Annotated in this window: 3 protein-coding genes; all 3 read right to left on the bottom strand. The window is 66.6% G+C overall.

Annotated elements, in window-relative coordinates:
• Positions 1-58 precede the first annotated feature (58 nt).
• Positions 59-550 (bottom strand): peptidylprolyl isomerase, encoded by a 492-nt coding sequence (locus QK444_RS35960; RefSeq protein ID WP_282786539.1) that lies wholly within the window; start codon positions 548-550, stop codon positions 59-61.
• 174 nt (positions 551-724) lie between these two features.
• Positions 725-1,111 carry a VOC family protein gene (locus QK444_RS35955; RefSeq protein WP_282786538.1) on the bottom strand — a complete coding sequence of 129 codons (387 nt, stop codon included), beginning with the start codon at positions 1,109-1,111 and terminating at the stop codon, positions 725-727.
• Positions 1,112-1,162: 51 nt separating this feature from the next.
• A partial coding sequence (locus QK444_RS35950; protein ID WP_282786536.1) for a VOC family protein occupies positions 1,163-1,877 on the bottom strand: 715 nt, incomplete at its 5' end.

The following is a 1,877-nucleotide window of genomic DNA, read 5'->3' as shown; positions in this document are numbered from 1 at the left end:
CTGATGGTTCCGGGCCGCTTTCGCGTCGAGGCGTCGACGCCGCGTCAACCGACGATCGTCAGACCAGCTCGGCCGACAGGATCGTGACGGCCTCGACCGGCACATCCTGATGCCCGGCCTTGGAGCCGGTGCGCACACCATCGATGGCGTCCACCACGTCGGTACCCTCGACGACCTTGCCGAACGAGGCGTAACCCCAGCCGTCCTGGCCCGGGTAGTTCAGGAATTCGTTGTCGTTGGTGTTGATGAAGAACTGCGCGCTGGCCGAATGCGGATCCATGGTCCGCGCCATCGCCACGGTGTACTTGTCGTTGCGGAGACCGTTGTTCGCCTCGTTCTCGACACGGTTCGGCGCCGGCTTCTGCGCCATATCGGCGGTCATGCCGCCGCCCTGGATCATGAAGCCCCGGATCACCCGATGGAACACGGTGTCCGTGTAGTGGCCCGCCTTGACGTAGTCGACGAAGTTCGCGACGGTCTTGGGCGCCTTGGCCTCGTCCAGTTCCAGGGTGATATCCCCGGCGGAGGTCTTCAGGAGCACTTTGGTCATGCGGGCCATCCTATGGGAGGCGACACTCCCCTCTCGTCGGGGCCGTGAAAGTGCTTGGGCCGGAACGCGCGGGTTGTTGTTTGGTGAGTTCAGGAGATATGAGTTCGGATTAAACATGTTTAGATGCGCATATTTCCATTTTTTAATCACCGGAATACCGTCACATCCACGGACTCACGCTTCGTACAGCTCCAGCGGCAACTCGTCGGGATCGAAGAAGAACGCGAAACGCTTCCCCGTGTACTCGTCGACCCGTATCTTCTCCACGCGCACACCCCGGTCCCTCAGTTCGGCCAGCGCCGCCGCCACATCCGGCACCACGAAGGCCAGATGCCGCAGGCCCGCGGCCTCCGGGCGCGAGGGCCGCGGCGGCGGGTCGGGGAAGGAGAACAGCTCCAACCGGCCGCCGTCCGGCAGCTCCACATCCAGCTTGTACGAGCGCCTTTCGGCGCGATAATGTTCGGCCAGCACGCGCAGGCCGAGCACCTCGGTATAGAACGCCCTGGACCGTTCGTAGTCCGACGCGATGAGCGCCACGTGATGGATCCGCCGCAGTTCCATGCGCGCGACGCTATCCCACGGGACCGACAACCACTCCCCTCCCCCGCCGGGTCAGGACGCATTGCCTCCGATGCTGAAATGCGCGCCCGTCGGGTCGGCGACACCGGCCATCCGGCCGAACGGCGTATCCATGACCGGCGCGATCACCGAGCCGCCCAGCTCCACCACTCGCCGCACCGCCCGCTCGACATCGTCGGCGCCGAAATAGACCCGCCAGCCGCCGGGCGAATCCGGCGGCAGGAAGGCGCGCGCGTCCATGACGCCCCCGAGCATCGGCGTCTCCGAGTGGATGGTGGTGTACCCGATCTCGCCCTCCCCGGGAACCGCGACCCGGAAGGGGTCCTGCCAGCCGAAGACATCGGTGTAGAAGATCAGCGCCTTGTCGTAGTGCGGGGTCTGCAACTCGAACCAGGACGGCACGCCGACATGCCCGCTCCAGTGACCGCCCGTCGCGATGCCGATCGCTTCGAAGCCGCGGTGCGTCCCCGGCTGCCACACCCCGATCCCCGCACCCGACGGATCACCGAGAATCGCCATCGTGCCGAGCTCCCCCACGTCCAGGGCGGGCACCACGATCGACCCGCCCTCCCGCACCGCCTGCTCCGCGGTCGCCCGCGCGTCATCGGACCGGAGGTACACCGTCCACTGATCGGGCCCCTGAATCCCGTCCTCGGTCTTGCCCATTCCCCCGGCCACCGCCTTCCCGTCCTTGCGGAAGGTGATGTAGCCCCCGAACTCCTCCCCCGCCCGCTCGGCCGTCCAGCCG

Origin of the sequence: Nocardia sp. CC201C, assembly GCF_030010695.1 — a bacterium.
Classification (GTDB): domain Bacteria; phylum Actinomycetota; class Actinomycetes; order Mycobacteriales; family Mycobacteriaceae; genus Nocardia; species Nocardia otitidiscaviarum.
The sequence above is the reverse complement of the archived record's forward strand: the minus strand, read 5'-3'. Positions and strand labels throughout refer to the sequence as shown.

Coding starts and splice junctions, on each gene's coding strand:
- QK444_RS35960 (WP_282786539.1), bottom strand. CDS start 550: ATGACCAAAGTGCTCCTGAAGACCTCCGCCGGGGATATCACCCTGGAA.
- QK444_RS35955 (WP_282786538.1), bottom strand. CDS start 1,111: ATGGAACTGCGGCGGATCCATCACGTGGCGCTCATCGCGTCGGACTAC.